The 17,957-nt window shown below is 67.3% G+C and carries 18 protein-coding genes; 17 read left to right on the top strand and 1 reads right to left on the bottom strand.

What is annotated here, in order from left to right; genetic code table 11:
• The first annotated feature begins 416 nt into the window (after window positions 1-416).
• From ABQF30_RS29495 to xerD, 11 genes are all read left to right on the top strand, one after another.
• Window positions 417-1,271: a tetratricopeptide repeat protein gene (locus ABQF30_RS29495; RefSeq protein ID WP_448470604.1), complete on the top strand. Its 855-nt coding sequence runs from the start codon at window positions 417-419 to the stop codon at window positions 1,269-1,271.
• Window position 1,272: 1 nt separating this feature from the next.
• The gene (locus ABQF30_RS29490; protein WP_448470602.1) at window positions 1,273-2,289 is read left to right on the top strand and encodes an HAD-IIA family hydrolase; all 1,017 of its coding nucleotides are present in this window, start codon (window positions 1,273-1,275) and stop codon (window positions 2,287-2,289) included.
• A gap of 28 nt (window positions 2,290-2,317) precedes the next feature.
• Window positions 2,318-2,494, top strand: coding sequence for a hypothetical protein (locus ABQF30_RS29485; protein WP_448470600.1), 177 nt, complete (start codon window positions 2,318-2,320; stop codon window positions 2,492-2,494).
• 6 nt (window positions 2,495-2,500) lie between these two features.
• On the top strand, window positions 2,501-3,310 hold the full coding sequence (locus ABQF30_RS29480) for a TlyA family RNA methyltransferase (RefSeq protein WP_448470598.1): 810 nt from the start codon (window positions 2,501-2,503) through the stop codon (window positions 3,308-3,310).
• Window positions 3,307-4,230 carry an NAD kinase gene (locus ABQF30_RS29475; RefSeq protein ID WP_448470596.1) on the top strand — a complete coding sequence of 308 codons (924 nt, stop codon included), beginning with the start codon at window positions 3,307-3,309 and terminating at the stop codon, window positions 4,228-4,230. Before ABQF30_RS29480 ends, ABQF30_RS29475 begins: the two co-directional genes overlap by 4 nt.
• Window positions 4,231-4,236: 6 nt before the next feature.
• A complete protein-coding gene (recN, locus tag ABQF30_RS29470) occupies window positions 4,237-6,000 on the top strand; it encodes a DNA repair protein RecN (protein WP_448470594.1) in 1,764 nt (587 codons plus the stop codon).
• 94 nt (window positions 6,001-6,094) lie between these two features.
• Window positions 6,095-7,279: a putative cytokinetic ring protein SteA gene (gene steA / locus ABQF30_RS29465; RefSeq protein ID WP_448470592.1), complete on the top strand. Its 1,185-nt coding sequence runs from the start codon at window positions 6,095-6,097 to the stop codon at window positions 7,277-7,279.
• Between the two features lie 15 nt (window positions 7,280-7,294).
• Window positions 7,295-8,236, top strand: a complete 942-nt coding sequence (locus ABQF30_RS29460; protein ID WP_448470590.1) for a copper transporter — start codon at window positions 7,295-7,297, stop codon at window positions 8,234-8,236.
• A gap of 120 nt (window positions 8,237-8,356) precedes the next feature.
• The gene (locus ABQF30_RS29455) at window positions 8,357-10,123 is read left to right on the top strand and encodes a CTP synthase (protein WP_448470588.1); all 1,767 of its coding nucleotides are present in this window, start codon (window positions 8,357-8,359) and stop codon (window positions 10,121-10,123) included.
• Window positions 10,116-10,736: an NUDIX domain-containing protein gene (locus tag ABQF30_RS29450; protein ID WP_448470586.1), complete on the top strand. Its 621-nt coding sequence runs from the start codon at window positions 10,116-10,118 to the stop codon at window positions 10,734-10,736. The genes ABQF30_RS29455 and ABQF30_RS29450 overlap by 8 nt, the downstream gene beginning before the upstream one ends.
• Window positions 10,733-11,689: a site-specific tyrosine recombinase XerD gene (xerD, locus tag ABQF30_RS29445; RefSeq protein ID WP_448470584.1), complete on the top strand. Its 957-nt coding sequence runs from the start codon at window positions 10,733-10,735 to the stop codon at window positions 11,687-11,689. The genes ABQF30_RS29450 and xerD overlap by 4 nt, the downstream gene beginning before the upstream one ends.
• Window positions 11,690-11,693: 4 nt before the next feature.
• Here xerD and ABQF30_RS29440 read toward each other — a convergent pair whose 3' ends face one another.
• Window positions 11,694-12,452 (bottom strand): O-methyltransferase, encoded by a 759-nt coding sequence (locus ABQF30_RS29440; RefSeq protein ID WP_448470582.1) that lies wholly within the window; start codon window positions 12,450-12,452, stop codon window positions 11,694-11,696.
• Window positions 12,453-12,602: 150 nt separating this feature from the next.
• Here ABQF30_RS29440 and ABQF30_RS29435 point away from each other — a divergent pair, with 150 nt between their 5' ends.
• Genes ABQF30_RS29435 through der form a run of 6 tightly spaced genes read left to right on the top strand, consistent with a single transcriptional unit; the run spans window position 12,603 to window position 17,900 of the window.
• On the top strand, window positions 12,603-13,487 hold the full coding sequence (locus ABQF30_RS29435; protein WP_448470581.1) for a ParA family protein: 885 nt from the start codon (window positions 12,603-12,605) through the stop codon (window positions 13,485-13,487).
• Window positions 13,484-14,326, top strand: coding sequence for a segregation/condensation protein A (locus ABQF30_RS29430; protein ID WP_448470579.1), 843 nt, complete (start codon window positions 13,484-13,486; stop codon window positions 14,324-14,326). Before ABQF30_RS29435 ends, ABQF30_RS29430 begins: the two co-directional genes overlap by 4 nt.
• Window positions 14,327-14,334: 8 nt before the next feature.
• On the top strand, window positions 14,335-15,051 hold the full coding sequence (gene scpB / locus ABQF30_RS29425) for an SMC-Scp complex subunit ScpB (RefSeq protein ID WP_448470576.1): 717 nt from the start codon (window positions 14,335-14,337) through the stop codon (window positions 15,049-15,051).
• A gap of 1 nt (window position 15,052) precedes the next feature.
• Window positions 15,053-15,802 (top strand): pseudouridine synthase, encoded by a 750-nt coding sequence (locus ABQF30_RS29420; RefSeq protein WP_448470574.1) that lies wholly within the window; start codon window positions 15,053-15,055, stop codon window positions 15,800-15,802.
• The gene (gene cmk / locus ABQF30_RS29415; protein WP_448470572.1) at window positions 15,799-16,485 is read left to right on the top strand and encodes a (d)CMP kinase; all 687 of its coding nucleotides are present in this window, start codon (window positions 15,799-15,801) and stop codon (window positions 16,483-16,485) included. Before ABQF30_RS29420 ends, cmk begins: the two co-directional genes overlap by 4 nt.
• The gene (gene der / locus ABQF30_RS29410) at window positions 16,482-17,900 is read left to right on the top strand and encodes a ribosome biogenesis GTPase Der (RefSeq protein WP_448470570.1); all 1,419 of its coding nucleotides are present in this window, start codon (window positions 16,482-16,484) and stop codon (window positions 17,898-17,900) included. Before cmk ends, der begins: the two co-directional genes overlap by 4 nt.
• Window positions 17,901-17,957 lie beyond the last annotated feature (57 nt).

Below are 17,957 nucleotides of genomic sequence, written 5' to 3'. Positions count from 1 at the left end.
CCCCTCAATTGAACAAAGCCGGCATCGTTCGGCTTCCTGCCCAACCTGACTTCGCACACGGCGCGTTCTATCCGCCGCGAGTGTGTCGCTTCCTGCGACATTTCTCCCCGACCACCACCGGGCAACCTGCACACTCGACACAGCAACCACGACCCACATTGCCCCAGAGGTTGGACCCTCGAAGCGTGACTACACACCAGGCAATTGCGCATCAAAAAGCGCCCGACGATGCGGCAAGCAGTCGCACCGACATTGCATCCAGGGACAATATCCGGGCGAAATCTGTCCCTGACTGCAATTTCGGTGCAATACGCCGAGTCCACACACGTTCACGTATTCGGAACTCGAACACAGGATTATGTCGGGCTCACCCCGCCCAGTATCCTTTGCGGGAAGGGGCGGGTAGAAAGGCACACGTGGTCGGAGACAGTCAAGGCGGCGGTGAGCGCCGCCCACGGCGGGATTCCAGCAACCGTGCTTCCAGCAGCGGCGGGCAGCGTGGGCGTCCGCACGATCAACGCTCGCGTGATCAACGGTCCCCGGCGCCACGGTCCTCTGGGCCCGGCCGCGCCCGCCCGGTACAACCAATTGGGTCGGAGGAGCAGGTCGACTCGGGCCCGCGGCTTCCGTCCGACGTCGAGGCCAGGCAGCTCAATCCGGAGATTCGTCGGGATCTGGTGACCCTGGACAAATCGACCGCTGACTTCGTCGCTCGCCATCTGGTCGCCGCCGGCAACCTCCTCGACGAGGATCCCGAGACCGCACTGGCACACGCCCGGGCTGCCCGGAACCGGGCGGGCCGGCTTGCGGCCGTACGTGAGGCGGTCGGCATTGCGGCCTACCACTGCGGCGACTGGGCGCAGGCGCTGGCCGAGTTGCGGGCAGCCCGCCGGATGGGCAGCAAGTCACCGTTGCTGCCCATGATCGCTGACTGCGAGCGAGGGATCGGACGTCCGGAACGTGCCATCGAACTCGCACGCAGTGCCGAGGCCGCTGCGCTAACGGGCGACGAGGCAGACGAACTGAGGATCGTCGCTGCCGGAGCTCGTTCGGATCTCGGGCAGCTCGAGCAGGCCCTGGCAATTCTGTCGAGCCCGCAGCTTGACCCGACGAACACCGGACAGACGGCGGCCCGGCTGTTCTACGCCTACGCCGATACGCTTCTCGCCCTGGAACGGCGTGACGAGGCGCAGCAGTGGTTCATCAACGCGGCGGCCGCCGACGTCGAGGGCGTGACGGACGCCGAAGACCGGATCACGGAGCTGTCCTGACGTGACGTCGCTTGCACGGCAATATGATTGCCTGCTGCTCGATCTTGACGGCACAGTGTTCCGCGGCCATGAGCCGACAGCCGGGGCGCTCGACAGCCTGGCAGGCGTCGAGGCGCGGGTGCTGTACGTCACCAACAATGCCTCCCGTGGACCGGCCCAGGTCGCCGAACATCTGCGGGAACTCGGATTCCGCGCAGAGCCCGACGACGTCGTCACCAGCGCGCAAAGCGCCGCTCGGCTGCTTGCCGCGCAGTTGCCCTCGGGCGCAGCGGTTCTCGTCGTAGGCACCGATGCGCTTGCCGATGAGATCGGCAATGCGGGCCTACGGCCGGTTCGGCAGTTCGCCGACGATCCGGTGGCGGTTGTGCAGGGACATTCGCCGCAGACGGGATGGCCGGAGCTTGCCGAGGCGGCATTGGCGATCCGCGCCGGTGCCCTGTGGGTCGCGGCCAACGTGGATCTCACGTTGCCGTCCGAGCGAGGCCTGCTGCCCGGCAACGGCGCGATGGTTGCTGCGTTACGCGCGGCGACCGGCCGGGACCCGCAGGTGGCGGGCAAGCCCCAGCCGACATTGATGAACGACGCCTTGAGCAGGGGCACGTTCGACGCGCCGCTCGTCGTGGGCGATCGTCTGGACACCGATATCGCCGGAGCGGTCGCTGCGGGCCTGCCCAGCCTGATGGTGCTCAGTGGCGTCAGTACTGCGGCCGAAGCGCTGCACGCCGTGCCCACGGAGCGTCCGGATTACATCGCGCTCGATCTGCGCGGTCTGCACGACGACTCCGCAGCTCTGCGAGTCGCCCCGCACCCGGCCTGGCGCGTCGACGTCGGAGCGGCAGACGTGACGGTGCACGCCACCGGTGCTGAGCCGATCGACCCGCTGTCGGTACTGCGTGCCACCGCGCACGCAGTCTGGACTGCCGAACTCGACCGGCGGGACGTCAAAGTACTCGCCGGGGACGACACCGCGCGCGAGGCGCTGCAGAGATGGTCGTTGCTGTCGGTGCCGGTCGACTAGCACGCCATCGGCTAGCGTGAATACCGCTATGACTACCGATCCTGACCAACTCCAGGCCCAGGTCGCCGAACTGCTCGCCGACCTGCCGGATCCGTCCGCGCCCGGAGCCGAACTCGGTGACACCGACATCGATCTGCTCGCCACCCGGCTCGAGCAGGCGCACGACCTTCTCGTGCAAGCACTCGAGTCGGTCGACAAGGGGTGAGCGCTGGTGGCACGGCGAGCTCGTGTTGACGCCGAGCTGGTAAGGCGCGGGCTGGCCCGGTCGCGCCAGCAGGCGGCGGAGTTGATCGGGGCCGGGCGGGTTCGGATCGACGGAATGCCCGCGGCGAAACCGGCCACGGCCATTGCCGTCGACGCCAACATCACCGTCACGAACAACGACGAGCGCACATGGGTCTCACGCGGTGCCCACAAGCTCATCGGTGCGTTGGACGCCTTCGGATTGTCCGTCACGGGGCGTCGCTGCCTGGACGCCGGCGCCTCCACCGGGGGATTCACCGAAGTGCTCCTGGACCGAGGTGCCGCGGAAGTCGTCGCCGTCGACGTCGGGTACGGCCAGCTGGCCTGGCCGCTGCGCTCGGATCCGCGTGTGCAGGTGCTCGAACGCACCAACGTCCGCGAACTCACCGCCGAAGCCATCGGCGGGCCGGTGGAATTGATCGTCGCCGACCTGTCGTTCATCTCACTGGCCACGGTTCTGCCTGCGCTGACTACGTGTGCCCGGCCCGGCGCCGATATCGTTCCCATGGTGAAGCCCCAGTTCGAAGTCGGTAAGGACAGGGTGGGTGCAGGCGGGGTGGTGTCCGAACCAGAATTGCGTATCGACGCCGTGTGCACGGTCGCCCGCAAGGCAGCCGAACTGCAGTGGCATGCTGTCGATGTGACGGCCAGCCCACTGCCCGGGCCATCGGGCAATGTGGAGTACTTCCTGCACCTGCGTAGCGAGACGGACGCACCGCTGCACGGCGAATCACTCGAACGGGCAGTACGCCGGGCGGTCGAGGAGGGGCCGCAATGACGTCGGAACGGATGATCCTGCTGGTGGTGCACACCGGGCGGGATGAGGCAACCGAGGTCGCGCGCCGAGTGGAGAAAGTGCTCGGCGACAACGACATTGCACTGCGGGTGCTGTCGGCCGAGGCGGTCGACCGGGGGCCGCTGCACCTGGCACCCGACGACATGCGGGCGTTGGGCGTCGAGATCGAGGTAGTCGACGCCGACGAACGCGCCGCCGAGGGTTGCGAGTTGGTTCTCGTGCTCGGTGGGGACGGGACGTTCCTGCGTGCCGCCGAACTTGCCCGCAATGTGGAGATCCCTGTTCTGGGCGTGAACCTCGGGCGAATCGGCTTTCTCGCAGAAGCCGAGGCCGAGGCCATCGACCGCGTGCTCGAGCATGTCATCAACCGGGACTACCGGATCGAGGAACGCATGACCCTCGATGTGGCGGTGCGGGCCGGAGCCGAGGTGGTGAACCGGGGTTGGGCGCTCAACGAGGCCAGCCTGGAGAAGGGCCCCCGCCTTGGCGTGCTCGGTGTCGTGCTCGAAGTGGACGGTCGGCCGGTGTCGGCCTTCGGCTGCGACGGCGTGCTGGTCTCTACACCGACCGGATCCACCGCCTACGCATTCTCCGCGGGCGGGCCCGTGCTGTGGCCGGATCTCGAAGCGATCCTGGTGGTACCCAACAATGCTCACGCATTGTTCGCCCGGCCCATGGTAACCAGCCCGTTGGCCTCCATCGCCATCGAGATCGAGGCGAGCGGCAACGACGCTCTGGTGTTCTGCGACGGCCGCCGCGAGATGGTGGTGCCCGCCGGCGGGCGGTTGGAGGTGACCCGCTGCGGGACACCGCTGAAATGGGTCCGGCTCGACAGTGCGCCGTTCACCGACCGACTGGTGCGGAAGTTCCGGCTGCCGGTCACCGGATGGCGGGGGCAGTAAGCACACGTGCTCGCTGAAATCCGAATCGAATCGCTGGGCGCCATCAGCGCCGCAACCGCGGAGTTCGACCGTGGTCTGACCGTGCTGACCGGTGAAACCGGAACCGGCAAGACGATGGTGGTCACCGGGCTGCACCTGCTCGGCGGAGGCCGGGCCGACGCCACCCGGGTACGGTCGGGTGCCGACCGTGCCGTGGTTGAAGGACGGTTCAGCACAATCGAACTGGGCACTGATGTCGCGGACCGGGTCGAGGTGATACTGGACTCGTCGGGTGCCGACCGCGACGACGACGGCAGCATCATCGCCGCCCGCTCTGTCAGCCGCGCCGGGCCGTCGCGCGCCTATCTCGGTGGGCGCAGTGTGCCCGCCAAGTCGTTGAGCAGTTTCACCGCCGAAGTGCTGACGCTGCACGGCCAGAACGATCAACTGCGGCTGATGCGTCCCGACGAGCAGCGGGCGGCGCTGGATCGGTTCGCCGACGTGGAAAAGCCGTTGGCCCGCTACCGCGCGGTCCGGGAGCAGTGGCTGGTGGCCCGTCGCGACTTGGCCGATCGTCGGCAGCGTGCTCGCGAACTCGCTCAGGAAGCCGACCGGCTCACCTTTGGGATCAACGAGATCGATTCCGTCGCACCGCAACCCGGTGAGGACGAGGCCATTGTCGCCGACATCCGGCGACTCTCGGAGCTGGACGCACTGCGGGACGCCGCGCAGACGGCACGGATCGCGCTGTCCGGCGAACTCGACGATCCCTCGCCGGACACGACGTCGGCGGCTGACGGTGTGAGCCAGGCAAAGTCTGCACTGGAGTCGACCGACGACGCGTCGTTGCAGGCTTTGGGGGTGCGGCTAGGCGAGGCGGTGGCGGTGATCGCCGACGTGACTTCGGAGCTCGGCGACTATCTGACCGAATTGCCCAGTGACGCCAGCACTTTGGAAACCAAGCTGGCCCGCCAGGCCGAGCTGCGCACCCTCACCCGTAAGTACGCTCCAGACATCGACGGGGTGTTGGCATGGTCGCGCGCAGCCGCCGAGCAACTGGCGGCGCTCGATGTTTCCGAGGAGGCCCTGGCCGGTCTGGAGCGTCAGGTCGGCGAGCTGGAAGGACAGCTGGTGGTGGCGGCCGGGGAGCTCAGCAAGGCCCGCCAGAAGGCGGCCAAGGGCCTGGCCAAGGCGGTGACGGCTGAGCTGACCGGGCTGGCCATGGCCAATGCGGTGTTCACCATCACGGTGGGGCCGTTGACGGCGCGCGCTGACGATTCGGCGCCTATGACGATGCCCGACGGCGCTGTTCTGCACGCCGGGCACGACGGCGTCGATGCGGTGGAGTTCGGGTTCACCGCGCACCGCGGCGCCGATGTGCTCCCGCTGACCAAGAGTGCCTCCGGCGGTGAGCTGTCGCGGGTCATGCTGGCGCTGGAGGTGGTGCTGGCGGCGTCGGCCGCGGGCACCACGATGGTGTTCGACGAAGTCGACGCCGGGGTCGGTGGCCGTGCGGCGGTGCAGATCGGCCGCCGGCTGGCAAAGCTGGCCCGGACCCACCAGGTCATCGTCGTCACCCACCTGCCACAGGTCGCGGCCTACGCCGACGCACACCTCGTCGTCGACAGCGGCAACGGGCGCAGCAAGTCCAGCGGAGTGCGCCGGATCGACGACGAGGACCGGGTCGCCGAACTGGCCCGGATGCTGGCCGGGCTTGGTGAGTCCGACAGCGGCCGGGCCCACGCCAGAGAGCTGTTGCAGGCCGCACAACAGGAACGAAACGGGGCCTGACGCCCTGTTACGGGTGTGACTAAAGCCAACTTGTGTGGCTGATGTTACGGCGCGCCTCCACCTCCACTTGAGGGTTTCTCGACAGAATCGCCGCATGAAGATGTCAGCGCTGCTCACTCGCAATGCCAGCTCACGCCCGGGTGTCACCGGCACTGCCCGCGTGGACCGCGACATCGACCGGCTACTGCGGCGCGTCGGGCCCGGCGACATCGTCGTCCTCGACGCTCAGGATCTGGACCGGATCACCGCCGATGCCCTCGTCGAGGCGAACGTCGCCGGGGTGGTCAACGCATCGCCGTCGATCTCCGGGCGTTATCCCAATCTCGGACCTGAGGTGCTCGTCGCCAACGGCGTGACACTGATCGATGAAGCCGGGCCCGAGGTCTTCAAGAAGGTCAAGGACGGTGCCCGGGTGCGGCTGCACAACGGCGGCATCTACTCCGGTGACCGTCGGATCGCGCTGGGCACCGAGCGAAACGACCAAGAGATCCATGAGCTGATGCACGAGGCCAAGAGCGGTCTGGTGGCACACCTCGAGGCGTTCGCCGGCAACACCATCGAGTTCATTCGCAGCGAGAGCCCGCTGCTGATCGACGGCATCGGCATCCCCAACGTCGACGTCGACCTGCATCGCAGGCATGTCGTGATCGTCGCCGAGGAACCCAACGCGGCCGAGGATCTCAAGGCACTCAAACCGTTCATCAAGGAATACCAACCGATCTTGGTCGGGGTGGGCTCCGGGGCCGACGTGCTCCGCAAGGCCGGGTACCGGCCTGCGCTCATCGTCGGCGACCCGGACAAGATGAGCGTCGAGGTGTTGCGCTGCGGTGCCCAGGTGGTGCTGCCTGCCGATGCCGACGGCCACGCGGCGGGCCTGGAACGCATCCAGGACCTCGGCGTCGGCGCGATGACCTTCCCTGCCGCCGGCTCGGCAGCCGATCTGGCGTTGCTGCTGTGCGACCACCACGGGGCGTCGTTGATCGTGACAGCCGGGCACACCGCCAACATCGAGGAGTTCTTCGATCGCTCCCGCCAAGCCAGCTTGCCCTCGACGTTCCTGACCCGCTTGCGGGTGGGGGAGAAGCTCGTCGACGCCAAGGCCGTCGCCACGCTGTACCGCAGCCGGGTTTCCGGCGGCGCGATCGCGCTGCTGGTGCTGGCCATGATGGTGGCCGTCATCGTCGCGCTGTGGGTGTCGCGGGCCGACGCCGCGGTGCTCGACTGGGCCGCCGAATACTGGAACCGGCTGGTGCTGTGGGTTCAGGGCCTCGTCAGCTGAATGGGCAGGTGAGCTGTGATAACGCTACGTGCACATGCGATCTCGCTGGCGGCGGTGTTCCTCGCGCTGGCGATCGGGGTGGCGCTTGGGTCCGGTCTGTTGTCCAACACCGTGTTGTCCGGGCTGCGTGACGACAAGAAGGACCTCCAGCACCAGATCGACACTCTTGCCGACGAGAAGAATCGTCTGAACGAAAAGCTCAACGCCGCAAGCGAATTCGACGCACAGATGGCGCCCCGAATAATCCGTGACGTACTGAAGGACAAATCGGTGGTGATGTTCCGCACCCCCGACGCAGCAGACGGGGACGTCGACGCGATGTCCCGCTTCATCGGCCAGGCCGGCGGCACGGTCACCGGAGCGGTGTCCCTGACCCAGGAGTTCGTCGACGCCAACTCGGCCGACAAGTTGCTCTCGGTGGTGAACTCGCCGATCGTGCCTGCAGGCAAACAACTCAGCACCGCGGCGGTGGACCAGGGATCCCAGGCCGGAGATCTGCTGGGCATCGCCCTGCTGGCCGACAAGAATCCCGCTGCCCAGCCGGTGGACGACATGGCGCGCCAGACCGTGCTCGCCGCGCTCCGTGACACCGGATTCCTCGCCTATGACGACGAGCACATCGGCGCGGCCAACACCGCGCTGATCGTGACCGGTGGCGGGCTCGGAGACGACGCCGGCAACCGCGGTGCGACCGTGGCCCGGTTCGCAGCCGGCCTCGCGCAGCATGGCTCGGGCTCCGTTCTTGTCGGCCGAGACGGTGCCGCGTCGGGAACCGGCGCCGTCGCTGTGACGAGGTCCGATCCCGCACTGACCGCCGCGGTCAGCACCGTCGACGACGCGGATTCCAGCGCGGGACAGCTCACCGCCGTGCTTGCCCTCGGCGAGCTTGCCGGCGGCGGCAAGCCCGGGCAGTACGGAACCGGCCGGGGCGCCGCCTCGGTAACCGTCCCGCAATAACCCTGCCTCCGCGGCGAGTCAGCGACGGCTTGTCGGGGTCGGTGTTAAGGTGAGATTCCGTGGGTCGGCAGGCCACAGCTAGCTTCGGCGATTACCTGCCAGTCGTCACGGAGGATGCTTTTGCCCGCGCTACGCAAGCACCCGCAAACCGCCACCAAACACCTTTTCGTCACTGGTGGCGTGGTGTCTTCACTCGGTAAAGGTCTGACCGCGTCCAGCCTCGGTCAGTTGCTGACCGCGCGGGGCCTGCAGGTGACCATGCAGAAGCTGGACCCCTACCTGAACGTCGACCCCGGCACCATGAACCCGTTCCAGCACGGTGAGGTGTTCGTCACCGAGGACGGGGCCGAAACCGATCTCGACGTCGGCCACTACGAGCGGTTCCTGGACCGCAACCTGTCCGGTTCGGCCAATGTGACGACGGGCCAGGTGTACTCGTCGGTTATCGCCAAGGAGCGTCGCGGCGAGTACCTCGGCGACACCGTCCAGGTCATCCCGCACATCACCGACGAGATCAAGAGCCGCATCCTGGCGATGGCCGAGCCCGACGCGTCCGGCAACCGACCCGACGTGGTGATCACCGAGATCGGCGGCACGGTGGGCGACATCGAGTCACAGCCGTTCCTGGAAGCGGCCCGGCAGGTGCGCCACGACGTCGGCCGCGACAACGTGTTCTTCCTGCATGTGTCGCTGGTGCCGTACCTGGCGCCGTCGGGGGAACTCAAGACCAAGCCGACCCAGCACTCGGTGGCCGCCCTCCGCAGCATCGGCATAACCCCGGACGCGCTCATCCTGCGCTGTGACCGCGACGTCCCCGAGCCGCTCAAGAACAAGATCGCGCTGATGTGCGACGTCGATGTTGACGGTGTGATTTCCACCCCCGACGCGCCGTCGATCTACGACATTCCGAAGGTGCTGCACCGCGAGGAACTCGATGCCTACGTGGTGCGCCGGCTGAACCTGCCGTTCCGCGACGTCGACTGGACCCAGTGGAACGACCTGTTGCAGCGGGTCCACGAGCCGCACGAGACAGTGCGAATTGCCTTGGTGGGCAAGTACATCGACCTGTCCGACGCCTACCTGTCGGTCGCCGAAGCGCTGCGCGCCGGCGGGTTCAAGCACCGCGCCAAGGTGGACATGCGGTGGGTCGCCTCCGACGACTGCGAGACCGAGAGCGGGGTCACCGCGGCACTCGCCGACGTCCACGGTGTACTCATCCCCGGCGGTTTCGGCATCCGTGGCATCGAGGGCAAGATCGGCGCCATCACCTACGCCCGCAAGCGCGGGCTGCCCGTGCTGGGCTTGTGCCTCGGCCTGCAGTGCATCGTCATCGAAGCGGCCCGGTCGGTCGGGATCTCCGGCGCCAACTCGGCCGAGTTCGATCCGACGACACCGGACCCGGTGATCTCCACGATGGCCGACCAGGAGGACGCCGTAGCCGGTGAGGCGGATCTCGGCGGTACGATGCGACTTGGTGCCTATCCGGCTGTGCTGACACCGGATTCGATTGTCGCCCAGGCCTACCAGGCGACCGAGGTGTCCGAACGGCACCGGCACCGCTACGAAGTCAACAACGCCTACCGGGACCGGATCGCCGAGAGCGGCCTGCGGTTCTCGGGCACCTCGCCCGACGGGCATCTCGTGGAGTTCGTCGAGTACGCGCCCGAGGTGCATCCGTTCATGGTCGGCACCCAGGCCCACCCCGAATTGAAGAGCAGGCCTACCCGGCCGCATCCGCTGTTCGCGTCGTTCATCGGCGCGGCGCTCGGTTACAAGGCCGAGGAGCGGTTGCCGGGCATGGAGTTGCCCGAACAGTTCTCCAACGGCGTGGAACACACCGAACCCGTACTCGACGAGTCTCTGGAGAAATCCGACGTCCGTGGGTGAACACGACTTCGAGACGCTGGCCAGCGAAACCGTTTACGTCGGAAAGATTTTCGCGCTGCGGGCCGACGAGGTCGGCATGCCGGGAGGCGGCTCGGCGCGGCGTGAGGTCGTCGAGCACTACGGTGCGGTGGCGGTCGTGGCTCTCGATGAGGACCAGAATGTGGTGCTGGTCTACCAGTACCGTCATCCGCTGGGCCGCCGGTTGTGGGAACTACCCGCCGGCCTGCTTGACCTCGGTGGGGAACCACCCGAGGTGACCGCGGCCCGAGAACTCAAAGAGGAGGTCGGCCTCGCCGCCGCGCATTGGCGGGTCCTGGTCGATCTGGACTCCACGCCGGGTTTCTCCGACGAGAGCGTGCGGATCTTCCTGGCCACCGGGCTGACCGACGTCGGCAGGCCCGAGGCCCACGACGAGGAAGCCGACATGGTGATTGAGCGGGTGCCATTGACCGAGGCGGTGTCCCGGGTGTTCTCCGGTGACATTGTGAATTCGATTGCGGTAGCAGGCATTCTGGCCGCTCATGCGATGCCTTCTGCGGAGTCGCTGCGGCCCGTGGAGGCAGAGTGGGTGGATCGACCGACGGCGTTCTGGCGGCGCAAAGGCCTGCTGTGACGTCCCCGGCCCCTCTTCGGACTGCGCTCGCGGACCAACTTCAGGGCTACCTCGATCACCTGACGATCGAGCGGGGGGTGGCGGCCAACACGCTCAGCTCCTACCGCCGTGACCTGCGCCGGTACGCCGAACACCTGAGGCAGCGCGGTATCGACGATCTGGCCAAGGTCGCGGAGTCCGATGTGAGCGATTTCCTGGTGGCGCTGCGCCGCGGTGACCCCGACGCCGGGCTCACCGCACTGTCCGCGGTGTCGGCAGCCAGGGCGGTGGTCGCGGTGCGGGGCCTGCACCGGTTCGCCGTGGCCGAGGGATTCGCCGAGATCGACGTCGCCCGTGCGGTGAAACCACCCACGCCCAGCCGGCGGCTGCCCAAGAGCCTCACGCTCGATGAGGTGCTGGCGCTGCTGGAGGCCGCCGGTGGGGACAGCGAGGCCGATGGCCCGTTGACGTTGCGCAACCGGGCACTGCTGGAGCTGCTGTATTCGACCGGGGCCCGTATTTCCGAGGCCGTCGGGCTCGACGTCGACGACATCGACATCCGGGCCCGGTCGGTGCTCTTGCGCGGGAAGGGCGGCAAACAGCGGCTGGTGCCGATCGGCCGACCGGCGGTCAGCGCCCTGGACGCCTACCTGGTGCGCGGGCGGCCTGATCTGGCTCGGCGTGGCCGCGGCACCCCGGCGATCTTCCTCAACGCCCGCGGTGGCCGACTGTCGCGCCAAAGCGCCTGGCAGGTTTTGCAGGATTCCGCCGAGCGGGCCGGCATCGCGTCGGCGGTGTCACCGCACACGCTGCGGCACTCGTTCGCCACTCACCTGCTCGACGGCGGAGCCGACGTTCGCGTCGTGCAGGAACTGCTCGGTCACGCGTCGGTGACCACCACGCAGATCTACACCATGGTCACGGTGCACACGCTGCGCGAGGTGTGGGCGGGCGCCCATCCACGCGCGCGGTAAGAATTTACCCGAGGTACTCCGACTCCAGCACGAGGTCGGGCAGCAGGGTTTGGTACTCGGCGTGCGTCTTGTGCTCGGTGGTGCTCCACACTGGAGTCATCGTGCTCCCTGCCTCCCGCATGTACGCCAGATACTTCGGTGCGCCGGGCAGCTTGACGTTGTCGGCGACCACAATCGACCCCCGGTGCAGCCAGCCGCGGGCCATCAGGCTCTGCAGATCCGGTAGATAGGCGTTCTTGTCGTGGTCGAGAAACACGAAATCCAGCCCGCCCGTATCGAATCCGCTCTGCGCGAGCGCGTCGAGAGTGCGGCCGCCGTCGCCGATGGTGCCGACCACGCACGTGACCCGGTCCGCGACACCGGCATGGGCCCAGATGCGCCGGGCGATGTCGGCATTGGCGGGGGAGAACTCCACGGAGAACACCCGGGCCGCGGGTGCTGCCCGGGCGATCCGCAGGGCGCCGTAGCCGCAGTATGTGCCCAGTTCCAGCGCCAGCTTTGGGTTCGCCCGGGTGACCGCGGCGTCGAGCAGTGCGCCCTTCTCATCGCCGACGTTGATCAGAAACGACTTCTCGTAGGCGAACTTGTCGATGGTGGCAAGCACGTCGTCGAGGTCTCCATGACGCGCGTTCGCCACGACGAAATCGGCGACCGCGGCCTCCCGTCCGTCGCCCCACTGGCCCGTCTTCGAGAAGTGTCTGGCGCCGATTCCCATCCGGATGAACGACCACCGCAACATCGGCAACCGCTGCTTCAGACTCATGATGCTCACCATATGCGCGTGATTGCCCGCGGGTCTGCCCCTCGGACGAGCGTGGCGACGTTAAACTTGCCGGGATGTTCGCCAAGTGTGTGGGATGCCTGACCAGCGGTGGTCGCGCGTGAACCACGGGCGCTTGAGCGAGGAGTCGACGTGAACGACGGCGACAGTCATGACCCGACGGGGCCGGATCCGGCGCCCGAGCTGGGTCTGACCGGTAGGCCGCCACGGGACATCCCCGAACCGGCGCCGAAGTACGGACACGGCCCGGCCAAGGTCATCGCGATGTGCAACCAGAAGGGCGGGGTGGGCAAGACCACCTCGACGATCAACCTGGGCGCAAGCCTCGCCGAGTACGGTCGCCGGGTGCTGCTGGTGGATCTCGATCCGCAGGGCGCGTTGTCGGCGGGCCTCGGGGTGCCGCACTACGAACTCGACCACACCGTGCACAACTTGCTGATCGAGCCGCGGGTGTCGATCGACGACGTGCTGATCAAGACCCGGGTCAGCGGCATGGACCTGGTGCCCAGCAACATCGACCTGTCGGCGGCCGAGATCCAGCTGGTCAACGAGGTGGGGCGCGAGCAGTCCCTGGCGCGCGCGATGTATCCCGTGCTGGACCGCTACGACTACGTGCTGATCGACTGCCAGCCGTCGCTGGGGCTGCTCACGGTCAACGGGCTGGCCTGCGCGGACGGGGTCATCATCCCGACGGAATGCGAGTACTTCTCGCTGCGCGGGCTGGCACTGCTCACCGACACGGTGGACAAGGTGCACGACCGTCTCAACCCGCGCCTGGGAATCAGCGGCATCCTGATCACGCGGTACGACCCTCGCACGGTGAACTCCCGCGAGGTGATGGCGAGAGTGGTCGAGCGGTTCGGCGACCTGGTCTTCGACACCGTCATCACGCGTACTGTCCGGTTCCCGGAGACCAGCGTCGCCGGCGAGCCGATCACCACCTGGGCGCCCAAATCAGGGGGCGCCCTCGCCTACCGATCGCTGGCTCGGGAAGTCATCTACCGGTTCGGCGGGTGAACGACGTCGCGGATGCCGGGGTTGCGTCGGACGATGCCTCCGGCGGCAGTCAGCAGAACCGTTTCCAAGTCCGGCTCACCAACTTCGAGGGGCCGTTCGACCTGCTCTTGCAGCTGATCTTTGCGCACCGACTCGACGTCACCGAGGTCGCGTTGCACCAGGTGACAGACGATTTCATCGCCTACACCAAGGAGATCGGCCGCCAACTGGAGCTCGACGAGACCACTGCTTTTCTGGTGATCGCGGCGACCCTGCTGGATCTGAAGGCGGCCCGCCTGCTGCCCGCCGGCGACGTGCACGACGAGGAAGACCTGGCCCTGCTGGAGGTGCGGGATCTGCTGTTCGCCCGGTTGCTGCAGTACCGGGCGTTCAAACACGTCGCCGTGATGTTCGCCGAGTTGGAGGCCGCCGCGCTGCGCAGCTACCCGCGGGCGGTGTCGCTCGAGGATCGGTACTCCGAGCTGCTGCCGGAGGTGATGCTCGGGGTGGATGCTGAGAGGTTCGCCACCATTGCGGCGGCCGCATTCACCCCCCGACCGGTGCCCACCGTGGCCACCGAGCACCTGCATATGCCGCGCGTGTCAGTGCCCGAACAGGCCGAGCGGCTCCTTGGCCTGCTGGAACAGCGTGGCGTCGGCCAGTGGGCGACTTTCGGCGAACTGGTGGCCGACTGCACGGACGGAATCGAGATCGTCGGGCGCTTCCTGGCACTGCTCGAGCTGTTCAGGGCCAGGGCGGTAGCATTCGACCAATCAGAACCGCTTGGTGTGCTCCAGGTTTCGTGGACCGGAGATCGGCCGAACAGCGAACACCTGGCAACCGCTGAAGCGGAAGAATAGCGAGAAGAATGACTGACGAGATTCCGGCCGATGCGAATCTGGGCACGGGCTTGGACCCGGATTTGGGCGTCGACGTGACCACCGTTCCCGAGCTGCAGGACGGTGAACTCGGCGCCGTGCTGGAGGCACTGCTGCTGGTGATCGACACACCGGTTACGGTTGACGCCCTCGCGTCGGCCACCGAACAGCCGGCCTACCGGATCGCAGCAAAACTGCGGCTCATGGCCGACGACCTGGCGGCCCGGGACAGTGGTATCGACCTGCGCGAGGCCGCCGGTGGCTGGCGGATGTACACGCGGGCGCGTTACGCCCCATACGTCGAGCGACTGCTGCTCGACGGGGCCCGGTCGAAGCTGACCCGTGCCGCGCTGGAGACTCTGGCGGTCGTCGCTTACCGGCAGCCGGTGACGAGGGCCAGGGTGAGCGCGGTGCGCGGCGTCAATGTCGATGCGGTGATGCGGACACTGTTGGCGCGCGGGTTGATCACCGAGGCCGGAACCGATCCCGACTCGGGCGCGGTGACGTTCGCGACGACCGAGCTGTTCCTTGAACGCCTGGGGCTGTCTTCGCTGGCCGACCTTCCCGATATCGCGCCGCTACTTCCCGACGTCGACGTGATCGACGATCTGAGCGAATCACTCGGTGACGAACCGCGTTTCGCCAAACTCAACGGCGGTTCGCCCAGTACCGATCGGCCGCTCGCCTTCGATGTGGACAAGGACTGACATGGCCGGAGCCGAAGCTGAAGGTGTGCGACTGCAGAAAGTGTTGTCGCAAGCAGGAATTGCATCCCGCCGGGTTGCGGAACGGATGATCCGAGACCGCCGTGTGCAGGTCGACGGTCGCGTGGTGACCGAACTCGGAACCCGTGTCGACCCGGAAACGGCCGAGATCCGCGTTGACGGCGTCCGGGTGCAACTCGACGACACTCTGGTGTATCTGGCGATCAACAAGCCGCGCGGCATGCACTCCACGATGTCCGACGACCGGGGCCGGCCCTGTGTCGGGGATCTGGTCGAACACCGGGTGCGGGGTAACAAGAAGCTGTTTCACGTCGGACGGCTCGACGCCGACACCGAGGGGCTGTTGCTGCTGACCAACGACGGCGAACTGGCGCACCGGTTGATGCACCCCTCCTACGAGGTCACGAAAACGTATGTGGCCACCGTGATCGGGACGATTCCGCGCGGGCTGGGCAAGAAGCTGCGCGCCGGTATCGAATTAGAAGACGGCCCAGCGCATGTGGACGATTTCGCGGTGGTGGACACGGTGCCGGGTAAGACCATGGTGAAGGTCACCCTGCACGAGGGTCGCAACCGCATCGTGCGGCGGTTGCTGGCCGCGGTGGATTTCCCGGTGCAGGAGCTGGTGCGCACCGACATCGGCACGGTGTCGCTGGGGGATCAGCGGCCAGGCAGTATCCGGGTGCTCAGCCGCAAAGAAGTCGGCGAGCTGTATCAGGCGGTGGGGTTGTGAGCGGATCTTTGGTGGTTGCGGTGGACGGTCCGGCCGGAACCGGAAAGTCTTCGGTGTCACGGGGTTTGGCGCGTGCCATGGGTGCGCGCTACCTCGATACCGGTGCGATGTACCGGATCGTCACGCTGGCGGCGCTGCGCGCGGGTGCCGATCTGGCCGACCCGGCGGTAATCGACCGGGCGGCCGCCGATGTCGCAGTCGGTGTCGGTTCGGATCCCGACGAGGACCGCGCATACCTTGGTGGGGAAGACGTTTCGATTGAGATCCGCGGCGGCGAGGTGACCAGGGCGGTGTCCGCGGTTTCGGCCGTTCCCGCTGTGCGGACCCGGCTGGTGGACCTGCAACGCCGGCTCGCGACCGGAGGCGGGCGCGTCGTCGTCGAAGGCCGTGACATCGGAACCGTGGTGCTGCCCGATGCGGATGTGAAGATCTTCCTCACCGCGTCGGCCGAGGAACGGGCGCGGCGGCGCAATGCGCAGAACATCGCCGCGGGCCTGCCCGATGATTACCCGACGGTGCTCGCCGACGTGCAGCGTCGCGACCACCTCGACTCGACGCGCCCGGTGTCGCCACTGCGCGCCGCCGAGGACGCGCTGGTGGTCGACACCAGTGACATGAACGAAACCCAGGTTGTCGCACATCTGCTGGATCTGGTGACCCAACACGCAGGAGCACGACAATGAGTTCAGAGTCCGACGGCACCTGGAGCGACGAAACCGATTGGGAGATCGGCGCGGAGGTCGCCGAAGCCTTGGAAGATGAGGCGGAGATATCCGTCCGTCCCCCGCCGGTCGTCGCCGTCGTCGGGCGGCCGAACGTCGGCAAATCCACTCTGGTGAACCGCATTCTGGGACGCCGTGAAGCGGTGGTGCAGGACATCCCCGGCGTGACCCGCGACCGCGTGTCCTATGACGCGAACTGGCTGGGCCACCGGTTCGTCGTGCAGGACACCGGCGGGTGGGAACCCGATGCCAAGGGCCTGCAGCAGCTCGTCGCCGATCAGGCGGCGGTGGCGATGCGGACCGCCGACGCGATCATCCTGGTGGTCGACGCCGTGGTCGGAGCGACCACCGCTGACGAGGCCGCCGCGCGCCTGCTGCGTAAGTCGGGCAAGCCGGTTTTCTTGGCGGCCAACAAGGTTGACACCGAACGCGGTGAAGCCGACGCCGCAGCGCTGTGGTCGCTGGGGGTGGGGGAGCCGCACACCATCAGCGCCATGCACGGCCGCGGTGTGGCCGACCTGTTGGACCGCCTGATCGAGAAGCTGCCCGAAGTCTCGGAGATGGCCGGCGGTGGGGGTGGCCCGCGCCGGGTCGCCCTTGTCGGAAAACCCAACGTGGGCAAAAGTTCACTTCTGAACCGGCTGGCCGGTGACGAGCGTTCGGTGGTGCACGATGTGGCCGGAACCACCGTGGACCCGGTCGACTCGCTGATCGAATTGGGCGGCAAGACTTGGCGTTTCATCGACACCGCGGGACTGCGCCGCAAGGTCGGTCAGGCCAGTGGGCACGAGTTCTATGCGTCGGTACGCACGCGTGGCGCAATCGACGCCGCCGAAGTGGTGATGGTGCTGATCGACGGGTCTCAGCCGTTGACCGAACAGGACCAGCGGGTGCTCACCATGGTGATCGAGGCCGGGCGTGCGCTGGTGCTGGTGTTCAACAAGTGGGATCTGGTCGACGAGGATCGGCGCTACCTACTGGACCGCGAGATCGAACGCGAACTGGCACAGGTCCAGTGGGCGCCGCGGGTCAACATCTCCGCCATGACCGGACGGGCCGTGCAGAAGCTGGTGCCCGCACTGGAGACTTCCCTGGCGTCCTGGGATGCCCGGATTTCGACGGGCCGACTCAACGCATTCCTCAAAGAGGTGGTGGCCGCGACTCCGCCGCCGGTGCGTGGCGGCAAACAACCGCGGATTCTGTTCGCGACGCAGGCCACCTCACGCCCACCGACATTCGTGCTGTTCACCAGCGGATTCCTGGAGGCCGGTTACCGGCGGTTCCTGGAGCGGCGTCTGCGTGAGACGTTCGGGTTCGAGGGCAGCCCGATTCGGATCAATGTGCGGGTCCGCGAGAAGCGTGGAGCGAAGCGCTAGCGCGATTCGTGGCGTGTGAGCCGCGTTGGGTGCGGCTGAGACTCCACGGCCAGCCCA

The organism is Mycolicibacterium sp. XJ870, from assembly GCF_053483975.1.
Note: the sequence above shows the minus strand (reverse complement) of the source record. Positions and strands in the feature narration are given on the sequence as shown.